Origin of the sequence: Nonomuraea antri, assembly GCF_013283785.1 — a bacterium.
Classification (GTDB): domain Bacteria; phylum Actinomycetota; class Actinomycetes; order Streptosporangiales; family Streptosporangiaceae; genus Nonomuraea; species Nonomuraea antri.
Genome location: NZ_JABCPZ010000118.1, coordinates 15,709 through 31,758, shown reverse-complemented (window position 1 = coordinate 31,758; position 16,050 = coordinate 15,709). Strand labels below are relative to the sequence as shown.

General features: G+C 68.7%; 17 protein-coding genes, 1 tRNA gene and 2 pseudogenes. 11 read left to right on the top strand and 9 right to left on the bottom strand.

All coding sequences use genetic code 11. From position 1 onward, the window contains the following. Positions 1-118: pseudogene (locus HII36_RS32005) on the top strand (IS5/IS1182 family transposase); the annotation flags it as partial. A 376-nt stretch (positions 119-494) separates the two neighbouring features. Here the strand turns inward: HII36_RS32005 and HII36_RS32000 are convergent. Then, entirely contained in the window at positions 495-845 is a 351-nt protein-coding gene (locus HII36_RS32000; RefSeq protein ID WP_173527021.1) for a hypothetical protein, read from the bottom strand. Positions 846-1,133: 288 nt separating this feature from the next. Continuing rightward, a pseudogene (locus tag HII36_RS31995) lies at positions 1,134-2,340 on the bottom strand (IS701 family transposase). A gap of 497 nt (positions 2,341-2,837) precedes the next feature. Here HII36_RS31995 and HII36_RS31990 point away from each other — a divergent pair. Then, positions 2,838-3,422: a fascin domain-containing protein gene (locus tag HII36_RS31990; RefSeq protein WP_173527020.1), complete on the top strand. Its 585-nt coding sequence runs from the start codon at positions 2,838-2,840 to the stop codon at positions 3,420-3,422. A 50-nt stretch (positions 3,423-3,472) separates the two neighbouring features. On the opposite strand, the gene HII36_RS31985 is transcribed toward HII36_RS31990, so the two are convergent. The 3 genes from HII36_RS31985 to HII36_RS31975 all read right to left on the bottom strand — a co-directional run bounded on the left by HII36_RS31985 (position 3,473) and on the right by HII36_RS31975 (position 5,366). Then, positions 3,473-3,934, bottom strand: coding sequence for a hypothetical protein (locus tag HII36_RS31985; RefSeq protein WP_173527019.1), 462 nt, complete (start codon positions 3,932-3,934; stop codon positions 3,473-3,475). 283 nt (positions 3,935-4,217) lie between these two features. Then, the gene (locus HII36_RS31980; protein WP_173527018.1) at positions 4,218-4,850 is read right to left on the bottom strand and encodes a hypothetical protein; all 633 of its coding nucleotides are present in this window, start codon (positions 4,848-4,850) and stop codon (positions 4,218-4,220) included. A gap of 442 nt (positions 4,851-5,292) precedes the next feature. Beyond that, positions 5,293-5,366, bottom strand: a tRNA-Pro gene (locus tag HII36_RS31975). A gap of 105 nt (positions 5,367-5,471) precedes the next feature. Between HII36_RS31975 and HII36_RS31970 the strand changes: the two genes are divergently transcribed. The 4 genes from HII36_RS31970 to HII36_RS31955 all read left to right on the top strand — a co-directional run bounded on the left by HII36_RS31970 (position 5,472) and on the right by HII36_RS31955 (position 7,698). Next, positions 5,472-5,897 (top strand): hypothetical protein, encoded by a 426-nt coding sequence (locus HII36_RS31970; protein WP_173527017.1) that lies wholly within the window; start codon positions 5,472-5,474, stop codon positions 5,895-5,897. A 69-nt stretch (positions 5,898-5,966) separates the two neighbouring features. Further along, positions 5,967-6,512, top strand: coding sequence for a hypothetical protein (locus tag HII36_RS31965; protein WP_173527016.1), 546 nt, complete (start codon positions 5,967-5,969; stop codon positions 6,510-6,512). A gap of 306 nt (positions 6,513-6,818) precedes the next feature. Continuing rightward, the gene (locus HII36_RS31960) at positions 6,819-7,493 is read left to right on the top strand and encodes a hypothetical protein (protein WP_173527015.1); all 675 of its coding nucleotides are present in this window, start codon (positions 6,819-6,821) and stop codon (positions 7,491-7,493) included. Between the two features lies 1 nt (position 7,494). Next, positions 7,495-7,698, top strand: a complete 204-nt coding sequence (locus tag HII36_RS31955; RefSeq protein WP_173527014.1) for a hypothetical protein — start codon at positions 7,495-7,497, stop codon at positions 7,696-7,698. A 49-nt stretch (positions 7,699-7,747) separates the two neighbouring features. On the opposite strand, the gene HII36_RS31950 is transcribed toward HII36_RS31955, so the two are convergent. The 3 genes from HII36_RS31950 to HII36_RS31940 all read right to left on the bottom strand — a co-directional run bounded on the left by HII36_RS31950 (position 7,748) and on the right by HII36_RS31940 (position 10,098). Further along, positions 7,748-7,978 carry a hypothetical protein gene (locus tag HII36_RS31950; protein WP_173527013.1) on the bottom strand — a complete coding sequence of 77 codons (231 nt, stop codon included), beginning with the start codon at positions 7,976-7,978 and terminating at the stop codon, positions 7,748-7,750. Between the two features lie 171 nt (positions 7,979-8,149). Then, complete coding sequence (locus HII36_RS31945; RefSeq protein WP_173527012.1) at positions 8,150-8,893, bottom strand: ABC transporter ATP-binding protein; 744 nt, start codon at positions 8,891-8,893, stop codon at positions 8,150-8,152. After that, the gene (locus HII36_RS31940; protein WP_407940838.1) at positions 8,890-10,098 is read right to left on the bottom strand and encodes an FtsX-like permease family protein; all 1,209 of its coding nucleotides are present in this window, start codon (positions 10,096-10,098) and stop codon (positions 8,890-8,892) included. The genes HII36_RS31945 and HII36_RS31940 overlap by 4 nt, the downstream gene beginning before the upstream one ends. A gap of 148 nt (positions 10,099-10,246) precedes the next feature. On the opposite strand from HII36_RS31940, the gene HII36_RS31935 reads away from it, so the two are divergent. Further along, complete coding sequence (locus tag HII36_RS31935) at positions 10,247-11,530, top strand: sensor histidine kinase (RefSeq protein ID WP_173527010.1); 1,284 nt, start codon at positions 10,247-10,249, stop codon at positions 11,528-11,530. A gap of 53 nt (positions 11,531-11,583) precedes the next feature. After that, complete coding sequence (locus HII36_RS31930) at positions 11,584-12,150, top strand: response regulator transcription factor (RefSeq protein ID WP_236004065.1); 567 nt, start codon at positions 11,584-11,586, stop codon at positions 12,148-12,150. 28 nt (positions 12,151-12,178) lie between these two features. Here the strand turns inward: HII36_RS31930 and HII36_RS31925 are convergent, their stop codons facing one another. Then, entirely contained in the window at positions 12,179-13,513 is a 1,335-nt protein-coding gene (locus tag HII36_RS31925) for an aminotransferase-like domain-containing protein (protein WP_173527008.1), read from the bottom strand. Positions 13,514-13,622: 109 nt separating this feature from the next. Between HII36_RS31925 and HII36_RS31920 the strand changes: the two genes are divergently transcribed. From HII36_RS31920 to HII36_RS31910, 3 genes are all read left to right on the top strand, one after another. After that, positions 13,623-14,390, top strand: a complete 768-nt coding sequence (locus tag HII36_RS31920) for an enoyl-CoA hydratase-related protein (protein ID WP_173527007.1) — start codon at positions 13,623-13,625, stop codon at positions 14,388-14,390. Between the two features lie 57 nt (positions 14,391-14,447). Beyond that, positions 14,448-15,389, top strand: a complete 942-nt coding sequence (locus HII36_RS31915; protein WP_328807977.1) for an RNA polymerase subunit sigma-70 — start codon at positions 14,448-14,450, stop codon at positions 15,387-15,389. A gap of 63 nt (positions 15,390-15,452) precedes the next feature. Next, positions 15,453-16,025 carry a dihydrofolate reductase family protein gene (locus HII36_RS31910; protein WP_173527005.1) on the top strand — a complete coding sequence of 191 codons (573 nt, stop codon included), beginning with the start codon at positions 15,453-15,455 and terminating at the stop codon, positions 16,023-16,025. Positions 16,026-16,050 lie beyond the last annotated feature (25 nt).

Sequence of the window (16,050 nt, the reverse complement as noted above, 5' to 3'; positions counted from 1 at the left end):
AAACGCCCAGCTCAAGAGCTGGCGCATTCTCCGCAAGCTCCGCTGCTGCCCGCACAAGGCAGGCCAGCTATGCAAGGCGATCGCCGTCCTGCAGAACTACGAGCTCACCCACGGATGAAAAGGCCTCCTTGTATCCGTCATCGTATGGGTCTGACCTGACTTCAGCATGTCTGTAGGCCTCGACATGTCCGACATGGACAGAACTATAGTCAGGAGGACGGAGTTGGGGAATTTGGAGAGATGGCACTACGACAGAAGCTAGGAGCGCGATCGAGCCAAACGTTGTCACATTGCTACTGTTCATTTCTCTCCTCTGCTCGACCGGATTCGAACTGATGAGATCAACGAGGATCGCAACCAGAAGATCCAGCTATCTTGTCGGTCGTGATCAACTCGAAAATTCCAAGGACTGAGCGGCTGTAACGTCTTCTTGAATCTTTCATTTTCTCCTCTGTGTGACGAATCCTCCTCTCCTGAAAGATGTCCGTGAACCGCTAGCGAGGGGTGCAGAATTTCTGCATGCCCTCGGCGAATCCCCTGTAGTAGCCGTCCCTGTACCCGTAGAAGTAGCCTTGACTGTAGGCGTTGCCCTCCTCCACCGCGGGCCACGGCTTGTTGCTGCCGGCACAGTGTTCCCGAGTTTGTGTCAGGGCAGCTGAATACCCGTCCGCCCCCCCTTTCTCGTATCCCTTCTGGTACGGAGACGGTGGTTCTATCGTGATGGGCGGACGGACAACCTGCGTCCTCGGGCTTTCGATGACTGACGCCTCAACGGCAAACGGCGCCACCGTGATTCCGGCGAGGAGTGCCGAGCCGAAAATGATGAACTTCCCAGTGTAACGCATAGTTCCCCACCTACCTCTAGAAGATTGATCGTGAGGTTGGATAGACGCAGCCCTCCTGGCGGGACGCGTCTCCTGCCACTCGCTCAGACGCATCCATTCCGCGGATTCCGGACGGCGCACACAGATGCGCTTATCTGCCAGCTTAATGCACCGTTCTGGGAAGAACGCAATGCCCCGATTTCAAAGGTTTCTTTGATGCTTTACATGATGAGATGGTCTTTTGTCTATGAACTTGGCGTGAGGCCTGCCGCTCTGGCGGATTCTTGACCATTAGTACTCCAGCCGCACTTATTGATCTTTGAGTTGTTGTCGCTGGTAGTGACTCTGCCGGGCGCGGGCTTGGTGGCGTCTTCGCCAGCGTGACCAGTGCAGGATGTGCCCTTCGTCGATGAGGGGACGGGTCAGCAGGGCGAAGAGGCGGCGGATCTCGTTGGCTGAGATCGCGATGAGCTGGCCGGTGCCAACCGGTTGGACGAACTCGGCGGCCAGGGCGGCGCGGGTGACGGCGAGGAAGGCCAGGGCGAGCATGGCCAGGGTGACATAGCGGTACCAGGCGGGATAGAGCCGGACCTGGTAGTGGTCTAATGCGGCTTCGTTCTTGCCGGTCTGGAAGCATTCCTCGATCGTCCAGCGGGCTCCGGCTACCTCGACCAGCCGCTGCAACGGCACGGGGCGCGGGGAGTAGCACAGGTAGAAGGCCAGCTCGGAGGGGTTGCTGAGAGAGCGGCGGATGAGCAGGCGGTGCGCTGAACCGGCGGTGGCAATCAGTGCCCAGGCATAGCGGCGTTCGCCCTTGGCGCCCGCGCCGCCAGGACAGGGCCTGCCATCCGCTCTTGGGCACCTTACCGGCCATGACATCGGCACGGATCTTGCCGGCAGCGGTGGTGATCTGGTGGGAGCGGGAGACCGCGAGCACGTAGCCGATCCGGTGTTCTTCCAGGTGGCGGCGTAGCGGCCCGTTGTCGCCGTAGGCCTCATCGGCGGTTACCCAGCCGAACGGCACCCCTGCGGCCACCGCCCGTTCGATCATGGCCTGCAGGAGCTGAGGCTTGGTCGCGAAGCCGACCTGTTCGGGGACCTGGGCGGCCACGCAGCGCTCGGGCTGGAGCATCCAGGAGTCCCGTGGCAGGTAGAGCTCCCGGTCCAGCACCGCCCTGCCGCGGCTGGAGGCGTAGCCGAGAAACACCCCGATCTGGCAGTTGGCGACCTTGCCCAACGTGCCGGTGTATTGCCGCTGCACTCCCGCCGAGCAGGTGCCCTGCTTGGCGAAGCCGGTGTCGTCACCGACCAGCACGCCATCGCTGTCGCCCAGGTGTCGCATCAGGTAGGCGCGGATGTCATCGCGCACACCATCGACGTCCCACTTGGCGGCGTTGAACAGCCGCTGCATGCCATCGGGCGTGGTCTCGCCGGCGTACTCGGCCAGTGACCAGCCGTTCTTGCGCTCCAGCCCGGACAGCAGGCCCTCCAGGCAGGCACGCGCCCGCCGCCGCATCTCCGGCCGCTTGAAACGTCCCTCTACCTCTGCGAACGCGGCATCCAGATCGGTCTGCAGACGAGCTGTGCTGAGATGTTCTACCCTGGCCAACGCGGCCACCGCATGATCTTCAGTTCCATCACACCTGAATGATCACAGCGGTGGCCGTCTGCCTTTCGGCCGACTACGTCCTAGACGTCCTAGACGAGCACAAGCCCAAGATCCCGATGTGCGGCTGGAGTACTAGGACAGCCGTGCACGGGACTTCGAAGAGTAATAAACGCATTTCGGGACTGACTATCGTTCCTGCCGAAACGCGATCACCGGGCACACCTGCACGACCGTCGCGTAAACGTGGCCCCGCAACCGCAACTGCAGACTTCTTGCAGCCGTCCTGCACGCCCCACATGCGATCTTGCCGATGGAGGCGCGCGCATGTGTGCTCCAGCGCCCGATCAAGCACACTGACTGCCCCACCTGTCGGAACGCTCAGGAGCAACAGGAGGAATTGGACGATGCGCAGAACACTCGCGATTCTCACCGCCGTGCTGACGCTGTTAACGGGCATGTTGTCGGCGGGCCCGGCGTTCGCCGACGATACACCGATCACGTCGATGGAAGAGCTTCTGGCGAGGGCGCAGCAAGGCAGCAGGTCTCCGGACAACGCGAGCAGCGTCGAGGAGGCGGCGGCGACCTACTGCGACGACGTGAATCTGAGGTCCCGGGTGACCGGGAAATGGGTCTCGGTTCGCCTCAACGACAACAACCGTCTGTACGCGACCGGCGAGAAGCGGGGATCGTGGGAAAGGTTCAGGTTCTGCTATGACGCCCGCGGCGAGCGGGACTCCCTTTGGTCTTATGCGGCAAGCCGCTACGTCTCCAACCGGATGAACAACGGCAACCTCATCCAGGCATACTCGCCCTCCTACAACAGCTGGGAGCAGTTCGACGTGTTCCCGCATGACAACGGGTACTGGTGCATCTACTCCATTGAGAACACCGGGTTCGTGTCCACCAGAGACAACGAGGGTGACGTTCTGCGTGCCAACCGGTACTTCTGCAACAGTTGGGAGGAGTATCAGATCTACTACGCTTCGTAGCCCTCGGCCGGGTCCACGAGCTCGGTTAACGCCACCCATATGAGGTAACTTCAGACCAACTCCTGCGAAACATCAAACTCTGTTGGGATCTTCTCTCGCACGACCTCCCAGACGGGGTCGCGTTTAACCGATTCGAGCCACTCACCGAACGGCACCCCGCTCTCGGGGAACCACCAGGAATTGTGATCCCCGAGCGATCGCAGGTCGGTATCGACCGGATATCTGTATTCCAGTTGAACCTGCGAGTACCCTTCATGCTCTTCCTCGGCGTCAACGAGTTCCAGCTGTCGAACGAAGCCCACCGTGAACGTCGGGTCGTTGAACCAGTTCGCTTCGCCGTACTGAAAGAGGAACCCGTCGGCTTCGATTTCTGCTGGAACATCGAATTCGACTCGCTCGAAGCTGCGGATGACCGCCATCAGTTCACCGACGGAAGGAATCCCTCGACTCGATTCCAGCTGCTCAACCAGGCCTTGCGCCACGCTTAGCGCAGAATCGATCGGTCGCCTCATCGTTTGTTCCCTTCACTCCACACGGAGATCCCCGACGCATGTGGCGCGGCGGCGCATGCTCCGCCGGTACGCGAAGCGCCGTCCACAGACATTGCCATCAGCTGCAGCCCGCCACCATCCATGAAGCCCCGCCAGGTACCACCTGGCGGGGCTTCCAATTCGTGCGAGCATACCGCCGGGCAGGGCTCAACAGTCGGGCCAGATCATGGAACTCGACGACGAGGCATGATCATCACGCTACCGATAGAACATTCATCGAAGTTTTGGCGAATGTTCCGTGATGTTACGGCCGTTTACCGCTCGGAGGTCCATAGTTGGCGGTCAGGGTTGCGGCATACTCGTCCGGAACGACCCGACCCGCAAACGTCAGCGGAAGATACGACTCCAGTGCGCCTGATACATCCAGGAAAGGCCCGAACTGGGCGCTCCATTCATTCCGCGCAGCCATGTTCGGAAAACCCTGGAAAACTGCAATCTCGGGATCCCTTTCGCCCCAGCATCCCCATCTTCCGGACGGCCCGGTCACAGCGATGACGTTCGCCGAGATCGCGATCGATCCCATAATGTCGCCGTCCGGCTCGTGACCGATCGCCGCCCAGTAGTCGTCCCCGTCGGCCTCTACGGACAACGACATCGCCGGGTACATCCGATAATCCGGAAGGTAGAACGCATCGCAGTCCGGCTCAAGAACCAGCAGCTCGACGTGCCCGTCACCATGCCACCGAGCCATCGCGCAGAGCGCTGGCCAGAATTCCGGAGTGAGGACGGCGTCGAACTCACAGAAAAGTGCGTCCCCCGCATCTTCTTTGAAGACCTGGCCGGGCAACCTCGCATCGAGTGCGAAGGTGGCTTCACTGCGGGAGCGAACATCCAGATAGTCATCGCGGTGGATCGCGATCGCACCAGTTGGTGCCATTTAGTCCTCACCCGGCCTGATCTTGATGTCAGCCTTCTTGGATCCTGGCTTATAGTAGTATGCCGCCCACTCTTCGTGACTGCTGGCCTTCCCCCGTAGGAAATACCCAGCCCGATTCGAGGTCGGATCCAGAGCGAACCACCGATCTGAATGCACGCCGACGAGACCGGCTCGGTAGCCTTCTCCGTTAGTACTCAAAAGCGGCTTGACCTGCATGGATGGAATCTCGGCAGGCACTATGACTTCAACCGGGATCATCGTTCGCGACAACGACTACCGCAAAGGCCGCCATTGCGACCGCCCCCGCCTCACCTGATTCACGGCCATGGGGGCTACGTCACGTCGATCTGCCCTGCTTTGGTCCCAAATTGGTCCCTGAAGAGACGCGGAGAGGCCGCCCTCGATTTCTCGAGAACAGCCTCTGACCTGCGACTTACAACCGTCGGGACGACAGGATTTGAACCTGCGACCCCTTGACCCCCAGTCAAGTGCGCTACCAAGCTGCGCTACGTCCCGGTCGTGTCTTTCGCTCCCTGCGGGGCGAGACGTCATAACCTTAGCGCACATCGGAGGCACTCGCGTACTCGGCGAACGAGCGGCGAGAGGGAGTGGAGGTAGCGGGTGGGGCGCAGGCCGACCGTGGATCGGGCGGAGCTGGCGAGGCTGGTGGCCGAGGGTATGAGCGTGCAGCGGCTGGCGGCGCACTTCGGCGTGAGCGAGTCGGGGATCTTGCAGGCGAAGCGGGCCGCAGGCCTGGCCAAGCCGATGCTCGATCATGGCTGGGCCGTGCCGTGGAAGCTCGACCGGGTGCACGCGCAGTCCGGGCCCGCGACGAACCTGCGTAACCTGTCGGCCGCGGCGCAGGGGAAGCCGCCGGCGTCCGAGCGGTTGAACACGGCGCTGCGCTGGGCGCAGCGGCTGGTCGACGCCGGGCTGGACGTGCGCTACACCCCCGGTGAGGGGTTCAGCGAGGTCCCTGCTCCCCCTGACGGCTCACATGTCGCAGCGGTTCTCGACACGGCCAGGAAGGCGCTCGAAGGTCGCTGATCGGCGAGTTTCGAAGGGGCTCTTCGCGGGCAGTCGGCGGTCTCGACACAGAGACCGGAGGCGAACAACATGACCACCTGGATATGGGTGGCCGTCGTCGTGGTCGCGGTGGTGGCGGTCGCCGCAGTGGGATATCTCGTGCTGCAACAGCAGCGCCGCAGCCACCTCCGCACACGTTTCGGCCCCGAGTACGAACGTACCGTGTCCGAGCACGAGAGCAGGCGCGACGCCGAGCGCGACCTGATCGCTCGCGAGCAGCGTCATTCCGAGCTCGACATCAAGCCCTTGCCCGAGGAGTCGCGGGAGGCGTACGCCAACCGGTGGACCGAGGTGCAGGAGCGTTTCGTGGACGCGCCGGGATTCGCGGTGACCGAGGCCGACCAACTGGTCGCGGCGGTCATGGCGGAGCGCGGCTACCCGACCGAGGACTTCGAGCAGCGCCTGGCCGACCTGTCGGTCGGGCACGCGTCAACCCTCGACCACTACCGGACGGCCCATGAGATCAGCGGACGCGCCGCCAGGAAGGAAGCCTCGACCGAGGAGCTCCGCCAGGCGATGGTGCACTACCGCGCGCTGTTCGAGGAACTGCTTCAAGAGACCACGCGAGGACGGTGAAACGATATGCAGGGCGACGAGCTGAAAGTGCCGTCGCAACGGGCGGACCAGACCGGCAACGACGACCCCCACCGGGACCCGTCGCATCGGGATCCTGACCGCTCCGACGACGAGACCGATGGCACCAGTACTGGTACTGGTGCCGGCATTGGCACGGGCGCCGCTGACCCCAGCGGCCGTGCCGATCCCATCGACGGCACTGGGGACGAGGCCGGTGATTCTGGGAGGTCGCATGGCGATCCCTACGCGGCCGCGCGCCGCGTCGACCCCGACGCGGACGATGATCTCCGTGCGGACGACGACCCCATGGTGCGCGACGACTCCACGGCGCGAGATTCCTCCACGGTGCGCGAGGACACCCTGGTGCACGCGGGCGACCCTGCGCTGCGCGATGACCCCCATGGCGTCGACTCCACCACGGCGGACGACCCCGACTCTCCCTACCGCGACCCCTACGCGCGAACCGACGCGGACATGCAGGCCGACCCGCTGGCCGACCCCCGGTCGGCGGACGTGCCCGACCCGCTCCACACTCCTGCCGTAGCCGGCGAGGGCGGCCCGGCGCACGCCGCGCCCCGGGATCTGGTGCTGTTCGACCAGGATCCGGCCCAGGTGCAGGCGCGCTGGCGGGACGTGCAGGCCTCGTTCGTGGACGACCCCGGCGAGGCGGTCACCCGCGCGGACGCCCTGGTGGGCGAGGTGGTGGAGGCCATCACCAGCACGTTGACCACGCGGACGAACGCCTTGCGCGACGGCTGGAAGGGCAGCGAGCAGGCGGACACCGAGCAGCTCAGGCTGGCGCTCCGCGACTACCGGAACGTGCTGGAGCGCCTGCTCGCGCTCTCGGCCGCGGAATCGAGCGAATCACGCGGCCACCGGGAGTCCGGCGGTTACCCGGAGCCCGGCGACTACCGGGATTCCAGCGGCTACCGGGACTCGGTCGGGGCGGGATACACGGCAAAGGGAAACGAGGTGACGTGACATGCTCGCGATAGTCGCAGCGATCATCTTCGGGCTGGGATTCCTGCTCGACCTGGTCGGTACGCGGATCCCCGGCGGGATCACCGGCATGACGCTGGTGCTGCTCGGCCTGTGCCTGCTGGCCCTCCACCAGGCTGGGGTGGGCACGGCCGGCATCAGGTCCGGTTACAACAACTGGCGCGGCCGCACCCGCGCGCGCCGCTGACCGATTCCGCACCCCGCTCGTGGCCGGTCGACCGTTCGTGGCTGATCGATCAGTCGTGGTCGGCCGACCGGTCGTGGCCGATCGACCGGTCATGGCCGGCCGACCAAGTCATGGCTGGTCGACGCGCTGATGGCTGGTCGACCTCGGTGGCCGACTCTGATCGTTCGGCCGCCGGGGTCGACGGGCGCCCGACGGTGAACACGTCACGGGTGCCCGACGGCGAACGCGTCACGGCCGGCATCGGGGCCTGGTTGCGCGCCGCGTGCCGCGCGTTGGGCATGCGGGAACACCCCGGGAAGGGGCAGGCCGGGCACGGTGGCGAACGCTTCGGGGTCACGCCCCGCGGCATCCCCGGCGCACGGTCACCCCGACCGGTGCTGCTGCCCCTTCCGTGAGTCGGCTGTCGGTCACACGACCGGTGCCGCCGCCTCCTCCGTGAGTCGGCCGTTGGTCACACGGCCGGTGCCGCCGCTCCCTCCGTGAGCCGGCCGTCGGTCATGGTCAGGACGGTGTCCACCATCGCCAGCGCGGCCAGATCGTGCGTCACCATGACGGTGGCCAGGTCGTTGTTCCTGGTGAGGTCGGCCAGCAGGGACACGATCTGCTCGCCCCGGTGGTGGTCGAGTGCGCTGGTGGGCTCGTCCACCAGCAGGATCTCGGGGGAGTTCATCAGCGCGCGGGCGATGTTGACCCGCTGGCGCTCGCCCCCGGACAGCTGGTGCGGGCGCTTGTGCTCCTGGCCGGCCAGGCCGACGGCGAGCAGCAGTTCCCCGGCCCGCTGGTTCGCGGCCCGGACGGACTGACCGGCCAGGTGGGCCATCACCAGGAGCTGGTCGAGCGCGGTCAGTGAGGGCAGCAGGTTCGGCTGCTGGAACACGATTCCGATGTGGTCGCGGCGGACCCTGGTGCGTTCGGCCTGGCCAGCGCGGGAGACGTCCCGTCCGGCGATGGTGACCGAGCCCGAGGCGGGTGCGATGAGGGTGGCGGCGACGGCGAGCAGGCTCGACTTGCCTGAGCCGGAGGGGCCGACGACGGCGGTGAACTCGCCCGCCGCGACGGACAGGCTGACGTGGTCGAGCGCGGTCAGGGTGCGCTCCCCGTCGGGGTAGGTGAGAACGACGTCGGTGAGCTGAAGTGTCCTCGGGACGTCGGTGAGTTGAAGTGTCCTTGGGGCGTCGGTGAAGTCGAGTGTCATCGGGAGGCTCCGAGCGCGATCAGCGGGTCGACAGAGGTGATCTTGCGGATGGCCAGCGCGGCACCGGCGGCACCGAGCAGGATCATCACGGCCACCGGCACCACGGTCGTGGTCACCGACAGCACGAACGGGACGGCGTCTCCGGCGAGCGCGCCGAGCGCCACCCCGACCGCTCCGCCGAGGCCCGCGCCGAGCAGCAGCACGACGACGGCCTGGGCGAGCGCGTCACGCAGCAGGTAGCCGGAGCTCGCGCCGAGCGCCTTGAGCACGGCGACGTCGCCGCGCCGCTGGATCGTCCAGACGGTGAAGAACGCGCCGATGACCAGGGCGGAGATCGCGAACAGGAAGCCGCGCATGAGCTGCAGCGAACCGTTCTCCGACGAGAAGGAGCCGATCGCGGCCGGTGCGTCGGACAGGGCCACGGTGCTCGTGCCGAGCCGGACGTCGGCGGCGGCGAGGTCGGGCGAGCCCTGCGTCCGCACGACGAGCACGGTCGCGACGGCAGCCGAGGCGGCGTCGAGGGCCGCGCCGGTGTCGGGGGTTGCGGCGGTCTCGGGGGAGGCGGTGGTGTCGGGGGTTGCGGCGGTCTCGGAGGTTGCGGTGGTGTCGAGGGTCGCGCCGGTGTTGGGGGAGGTCGCGGGGTTGGCGCCGCCCGGTCCGCTCATCCGCGCCCAGTCACCGATGCTGATCCAGGCGACCGGCGCGTGGCTGTAGAACGCCTCACCGCCGATCCCGGCCACGACGAAACCCAGGCCGGCGATCCGCACGGAATCACCCGTCCGCAACGCCGTCTCCGCCGCGAGCGCGGACGACAGCACCACCTTGCCCGTCTCGACGGGCGGCCGGCCCTGGGCGAGACCGCCGTCCGGCTGGACGCCGAAGAGCGCGACCCCCGCGCTCCGATCGTCACCGAAGGCGAGTCTCGACATCGACACGCCCAGCCTCTCCACGGTGACGCCCGGCACCTGCTGCCAGTCCTTCCAGGTCCGGCCGGTGATGCGGCTGTCGGCGAAGGCCGGTTCGGCGCCGCTGTCGAAGACGATGTGGTCGGCGGGCAGGTCCCGGACGGCCGAGACGTTCTCCTGGGCCAGCCCGGCGGTCAGCCCGGACAACATGGTCACCAGGAGGGTGATGAGGAAGACGACGGCGCCCATCAGGGCGAACCGTCCCTTCGCGAAGCGCAGGTCTCTGAGCGCCACGAACACGGCGCGTCCCCCGTTGCTGAGTAGTGGAAAACGGACGGCCTCAGCCTGGGCGACCACGGCGTTCGCGCACATCGTGCACTCGGTCGGCCCGAAATACTTCTTTTGAACGATGCGACGGGGGAGTGCCGTTGCATACGCTGAGTGAGAAATGGCCGACCATCCGTTCCCGCCCGCTCTCCGGCTGCTCCGGTGGGCCATCCACGGCACGTTCGCGATCCTCCTGGTGATCGCGGTGGCCGGCGTCGCCCGGCAGGGACAGGCTCTGCCTGTTCTGGGGGGAATCCTGCTCGGCGTCCTGTACGCGGCCGGGACCGTGATCGAGGGCCGCTCGCCGCACTTCGGCGAGCCGGTCCACCCGAGGCTGGGCTGGCTGCGACCGGTTCACCTGAGGCTGGGGCGGATGCGGCCGATTCACCTGCCGCTGGAGTGGCTGCGGCCGGCCCACCTGCGGCTGTGGCTGGGGCTGATCACGGCCGGGTGGGCGGCGCTCGCCCTGGCCGCGCCGCAGTTCGTCTGGCTGGCCTTCCCGCTCTTCTTCGCCTACCTCCACCTCCTGCCCCTGGCGGTCGCGCTGCCGGGAGTGGCGGTGCTGACCGTGGCGGCGATCCTGGCCGCCGCCTGGCACGCGGGCCACCTGACGGCCGCGCAGGTCGTCGGGCCCACGATCGGCGCCGCCGTGGCCACCCTCATGGCGCTGGTCTACCAGGCGCTGTACGCCGAGAGCGAGGAGCGCCGGCTGCTGATCGACGACCTGATCCGCACCCGCGGCAAACTCGTCGAGGCCGAGAGCGACGCCGCCAGGCTGGCCGAGCGCGAACGCCTGGCCAGGGAGATCCACGACACGCTGGCGCAGGGCATGTCCAGCATCATCCTGCTCCTGCGCGTGGCCCGCCGCGACCTCGCCGAGCGTCCGGAGGAGGCGGAGCGCCGCATCGTCGAGGCGACGGACGCGGCCAAGGAGAACCTGGAGGAAGCGCGCAACTTCGTGCGCGCCCTGGCCCCGCCGGCACTCCAGCACTCCTCACTGATCGCGGCCTTGCGCAGGATCGGCGACTCGGCCGTGGCAGGCACCTCCATCGAGGCGCGGTTCGAGATCTCGGGCACCCCGGTCCCGCTGCCCGCCGACTACGACGCGACGCTGCTGCGCGTCGCCCAGGGCGCGCTGGGCAACGTCAGCCGCCATTCCGGCGCCGAGCACGCCGGGGTCACCCTCACCTACCTGGACGACGTCGTCATGCTGGACGTCTACGACGACGGCCACGGCTTCGACCCGGGCAGGCCCACGGGCCAGGCGAAGGGAACCGGCTACGGCCTGCGCGCCATGCGGGAGCGGGTGACCACGCTCGGCGGCACGCTCACCGTGGAATCGTCCCCGGGGGAGGGCACCGCCGTCGTGGCCACCCTGCCACTTCCGCGAGGGGAGGCGGCGTGATCCGGATCATCCTGGTCGACGATCACCCCGTGGTCCGTTCCGGCCTGCGCGCCATGCTCGCCGGGCAGCCCGACTTCGAGCTGGTCGGCGAGGCCGCCACCGCCGAGTACGGCGTGGAACTGGCCCGCACGCTCGGGCCCGACGTCGTGCTGATGGATCTGCGGCTCGGACCGGGCATGCACGGCAGCGAGGCGACCCGGCGGATCGTCGCCATGAACGGCCCCCGGGTGCTGGTGCTGACCACGTTCGACACCGACGCCGACATCGTGGCCGCCGTCGAGGCGGGCGCGACCGGCTACCTGCTCAAGGACGCCCCGTCCGACGATCTGCACGCGGCCATCCGCGCGGCCGCCACAGGAGCCGGCGCGCTGGCGCCGAGCGTCGCCGCGCGCCTGCTGGGCCGCGTCCGCGCCCCCGACGCCACGCTGAGCCCTCGCGAGCTGGAGGTGCTCGGCCACGTCGCCGCGGGGCTGTCGAACCGGCAGATCAGCAAGGCGCTGTTCCTCAGCGAGACCACGGTCAAGACCCACCTGGTGCACATCTACGCCAAGCTCGGCGTCGATTCCCGCACCTCGGCCGTGGCCGCGGCCTCGCAGAAGGGCCTCATCCGACCTCCATGACGCCGGCCGAGGAGAACCGGCCGCCACGTCAGGGCGGGATCGCCGCGATCGCCGCGCGCAGGCGGTGCAACGCCGGCCCGAGCTCGTCCAGCGGCGGCGTGCCCAGCGCCAGCCGGAGCGCGTGCGGACGCCAGGGGCCGGTGGCGAACGCGTCGGCGGTGGTCACCAGGATCCCCTCCGCCGCGAGCACGGCCGCGACGTGGTCGGGGCGCTGGTGCGGCTCCAGCCCGAGCCACACCAGGTAGGACGTGGGGTGCGCGGTGACGTCCAGGCCGGCCAGGGCGGCCCGGGCCACGTCCTGCCGGGCGGCGGCGTCCGCACGCCTCGACTGCTCCAGCCGGGCGACCGTGCCGTCGGCGAGCCAGCCGGTGGCCAGCGCGGTGACGAGTCCGGGCGCGCCCCAGGCCGCCGTCCGCAGGCTCCTGGTCACGGCACGCAGGTGCGCTCCGGGCACCACGGCGAAGCCGAACCGCAGGCCGGTCGCCACGTTCTTGGACAGTCCGGCCACGTAGCAGGTGCGTTCCTGGGCGAGCGCCCACAGGGGCGGGGGCGGCGCGGGTTCGAGGAACGCGTACGTGCCGTCCTCGACGATCAGGCAGTCGTGGGCGCGGGCGGTGGCGACGAGGCGCGCCCGCCGCTCCCGATCCAGCACCCAGCCGAGCGGGTTGTGCACGGTGGGGATCGTGTAGATCGCGCGGACGGGCCGCGTGCGGCACAGGCGGTCGAGGGCGTCGAGGTCCGGGCCCGCCGGCGTCACGGGGATCGGCGCGAGGTCGAGGCCGTGCGCGGCGGCGAGCAGCGTGATGCCGGGATAGGTGAGCGCGTCGGCGGCCAGGACGTCGCCGGGACGGGTGAGCGCGCGCAGCACGGTGTCGAGCGCCTGCTGGGTCCCGCTGGTCAGCAGGACGTTCGCGGGCGCGGTGTCGATCCCGCGATCCAGCAGGTACGTGGCCACGACGGCCCGGTCGCTCCGGCGTCCGCCGGGCGGGTGCTGGCGCAGCAGCGACTCGACCTCGCCCGACGTCGAGAGCTCGCGCAGCGCCCGGCGCAGCAGGTCGGCCTGACCCGGGGCCAGCGGCTGGTTGAACGACAGGTCGGCCACGCGGGGCACGGGCAGGTCGCGCGAGGGCTCCACCCCGTCGTAGCCGGACCGGTCACGGACGAACGTCCCGCGCCCCGGCTCACCCACGACCAGCCCCATCCCGGCCAGCTCGGCGTAGACGCGGGTGGCGGTGGCCAGCGCGATCCGCCGCCGGCGGGCCAGCTCGCGGTGCGTCGGCAGCCGGGCGCCCGTGGGGATCGTGCCGGCCCGGATCACCGCGGCGAACTCGTCGACGATGGGCTTGTAGGACGGTGGCCGCATGCCGATCCCTCGTTTCAAGGACGATGTATCCAGGACGATTTGTGGATCGTCCTGATTATGGCTCCTAGCCTGGGCGCGTCCACGCCTGAAGCGGAACGGAGTCTGCGGCATGACCGTCCACGTCGACCAGGACGACCACCTCGTCACCATCACCATCGACCGGGAACGCAAGCTCAACGCGCTCGACTACCCGACGCTCGACACGCTGCTCGCCGTGCTCGACCGGCTGGAGGCCGACGAATCCGTCCGGGCGGTCGTGCTGACCGGCGCCGGGCACCGGGCCTTCAGCGCGGGCGCGGACATCCCGTCGCTGGCGCGGAGCATCGCGGACGGGACCGAGTGCGCCCTTCGGGAGATCGTCCGGCGCCGGCAGGGGCTGACCCGGCGGATCGAGGAGTTCCCCAAGCCGGTGATCGTCGCGGTCAACGGCCTCGCCTACGGCGGCGGCTGCGAGATCGTCGAGGCCGCGCCGCTCGCCATCGCCGCCGCGCACGCCACCTTCGCCAAGCCCGAGATCACGCTCGGCTTCCCGCCGCCGTTCGGCGGCTCACAGCGGCTGCCACGCCACGCCGGACGCAAGCGCGGCCTGGAGATGATCCTGACCGGCGACCCCATTCCCGCCGCCAGGGCCGCCGAACTCGGACTCGTGAACCGCGTCGTGCCCGCCGACGAGCTGATGGACGCCGCGCGCGATCTCGCCGCCAGGATCGCCGGGCACGCGCCGACCGCCGTGGCGGCCTGCCTGCGTGCTGTCACGCGCGGCGTCAACCTGCCGATCGACGAGGGACTCGCGGTCGAGGCGGCCTGCTTCGCGGCCACCGTCCCGACGGAGGGGGTGCGGGCCGGGCTGCGCCGGTTCCTCGACCGGCGGGACTGATCACGGAGGGCAGCGCCCGGGGTCCGCGTGGGATGTCACATGCGCCATGATGAGGCGGTGGATTTCGCACCGTATCGCGCCGAGCTGGTGGCGTACTGCTATCGGCTGGCGGGTTCCATCCACGAGGCCGAGGACCTGGCGCAGGAGACGTTGCTGCGGGCGTGGAAGGCCAGGGACCGGTACGACCCCGGCCGCGCGTCGCCGCGCACCTGGCTGTATCGGATCGCGACCAACGTCTGCCTGACCGCGCTGGAGGGCCGGGCGCGGCGGCCGCTGCCGTCCGGGCTGGGCGCGCCGGGCGACGACCCCGGTGCGCCGCTCACGCCGGCCTTCGACGTGGCCTGGTTGCAGCCGTTCCCCGACTCCCGGTTCGAGCTGGACGTACGGGCCGACCTGCGGCTGGCGCTGGTGGCGGCGATGCAGACGCTGCCACCGCGGCAGCGGGCCGTGCTCGTACTGCGCGAGGTGCTGCAGTTCACCGCCGCCGAGGTGGCCGCCCAGCTCGGAACCACCGTCCCGGCCGTCAACAGCGCCCTGCAGCGGGCCCGCGCCGCACTCGCCGGGGCGGGCGAGTCCGTGGACCCCGGCGAGGTCGCCGAGCCGGACGACCCGGAGGTCCGCGAGGTGATCGAACGCTACCTGCGGGCGTTCGCGGCGGCCGACGTCCCCGCGCTCGTGCGGCTGCTCACCGACGACGCCGTCCTGGAGATGCCGCCCGTGCCGCTGTGGTACCGGGGCGCCCGCGACTACGGCCGGTTCATGCGGCGCGTGTTCGAGATGCGCGGCGGCGGCTGGGGCCTGCGGCGCCTCACCGCCAACGGCCAGCCGGCGCTGGCCGCCTACGCCCCCGAGCCCGGCGGCGGGCATCGCCTGCACACGCTCCAGGTCTTCACGGTCACCGGGGGACGGATCGCGCGCAACGTCGTCTTCGCCGATCCCGCCGTCTTCGAGGCGTTCAGCCTGTCCCAGGAGATTATTTTCGACCTGTTCGACGCGTAGCGATGAGTCCGGCCGATGCCGCCGGTACGTACCGGTGAGCATCCACAGAAAGGGACCTTCATCGTGAGCGTCATCGTCATCGAGTTCATCACCCTGGACGGCGTCGTGTCCGACCCGGACGGCTCCGCCGGCACACCCGCCGGGGGATGGGCGTTCCGGCACGGGCCCGAGGCGGTCGCCGGGGACAAGTTCCGGCTCGGCGGCGTCCTGGACGGCGGCGTCCTGCTGCTGGGACGCGGCACCTGGCAGCTGTTCTCGCGGATCTGGCCGGGACGCGACGACCCGTTCTCCGCGCGGATGAACGCCGTGCGGAAACTGGTCGTCTCCCGCACCCTGACCGACACGTCGGCCTGGACGAACTCGCAGGTCATCGACGGTGACCTGATCGACGCCGTCAAGCGCGAGCAGCGGGATGTGATCATCGCGGGCAGCCTGAGCGTCGTGCGCGCCCTGATGGCCGCCGACTTGATCGACGAGTACCGGCTGCTGACCTTCCCCGCCGTCCTCGGCGCCGGCGATCGGCTCTTCCCTGCCGGTGGGCCACCGGCCTACCTGGAGTGCCTGTCGGCCGAAACGGCCGGCGCCGCCGTCCTGACCCGGTACCGGCGGGAGACGCGGGCTCTGCCGGGAGTGTGACCTGTCGCTGCCTGACCTGACCCGT

Excerpts from the sequence above, each read along its gene's own strand:
- HII36_RS31945 (WP_173527012.1), bottom strand. The coding sequence starts at position 8,893 with ATGACACTCGACTTCACCGACGCCCCAAGGACACTTCAACTCACCGAC.
- HII36_RS31950 (WP_173527013.1), bottom strand. The coding sequence starts at position 7,978 with ATGCCCAACGCGCGGCACGCGGCGCGCAACCAGGCCCCGATGCCGGCC.
- HII36_RS31960 (WP_173527015.1), top strand. The coding sequence starts at position 6,819 with ATGGTGCGCGACGACTCCACGGCGCGAGATTCCTCCACGGTGCGCGAG.
- HII36_RS31935 (WP_173527010.1), top strand. The coding sequence starts at position 10,247 with ATGGCCGACCATCCGTTCCCGCCCGCTCTCCGGCTGCTCCGGTGGGCC.
- HII36_RS32000 (WP_173527021.1), bottom strand. The coding sequence starts at position 845 with ATGCGTTACACTGGGAAGTTCATCATTTTCGGCTCGGCACTCCTCGCC.
- HII36_RS31990 (WP_173527020.1), top strand. The coding sequence starts at position 2,838 with ATGCGCAGAACACTCGCGATTCTCACCGCCGTGCTGACGCTGTTAACG.
- HII36_RS31920 (WP_173527007.1), top strand. The coding sequence starts at position 13,623 with ATGACCGTCCACGTCGACCAGGACGACCACCTCGTCACCATCACCATC.
- HII36_RS31965 (WP_173527016.1), top strand. The coding sequence starts at position 5,967 with ATGACCACCTGGATATGGGTGGCCGTCGTCGTGGTCGCGGTGGTGGCG.
- HII36_RS31925 (WP_173527008.1), bottom strand. The coding sequence starts at position 13,513 with ATGCGGCCACCGTCCTACAAGCCCATCGTCGACGAGTTCGCCGCGGTG.
- HII36_RS31985 (WP_173527019.1), bottom strand. The coding sequence starts at position 3,934 with ATGAGGCGACCGATCGATTCTGCGCTAAGCGTGGCGCAAGGCCTGGTT.
- HII36_RS31955 (WP_173527014.1), top strand. The coding sequence starts at position 7,495 with ATGCTCGCGATAGTCGCAGCGATCATCTTCGGGCTGGGATTCCTGCTC.
- HII36_RS31980 (WP_173527018.1), bottom strand. The coding sequence starts at position 4,850 with ATGGCACCAACTGGTGCGATCGCGATCCACCGCGATGACTATCTGGAT.
- HII36_RS31930 (WP_236004065.1), top strand. The coding sequence starts at position 11,584 with ATGCTCGCCGGGCAGCCCGACTTCGAGCTGGTCGGCGAGGCCGCCACC.